The sequence below is a fragment of the Paraburkholderia sp. BR14320 genome (assembly GCF_040948665.1).
Classification (GTDB): Bacteria; Pseudomonadota; Gammaproteobacteria; order Burkholderiales; family Burkholderiaceae; genus Paraburkholderia; species Paraburkholderia youngii.
Map to the genome: position 1 here is coordinate 1 of NZ_JBFPKG010000300.1, position 340 is coordinate 340.

A 340-nucleotide genomic window follows, 5' to 3' on the forward strand; every position below is an offset into this window, starting at 1 on the left:
CGTCGTGCTCGTGTTCCGTCCGTCGGGTCTGCTCGGCGAACGTGTCGCGGATCGTGCCTGATCCCGGGCCACAAGGAGTCAACAATCATGACCTCAATTCAACCGATCGAGCCGTCCACGACGCTCATTCCCGAAAAGAACCGCACGAAGACGCTGACCATCGGCATCCTGACGACGATCTTCGTGATCGCGGCGCCGATGATCATCGGTGCGGCGGGCGGCAACTACTGGGTCCGCGTGCTCGACTTCGCGATGCTGTATGTGATGCTCGCGCTCGGCCTGAACGTGGTGGTGGGTTTTGCCGGCCTGCTGGACCTGGGCTACATCGCGTTCTACGCGA

General features: G+C 62.1%; 1 pseudogene. It reads left to right on the plus strand.

What is annotated here, in order from left to right:
• Positions 1-87: 87 nt before the first annotated feature.
• Positions 88-340, plus strand: a pseudogene (locus AB3X89_RS40395) (ABC transporter ATP-binding protein); the annotation flags it as partial.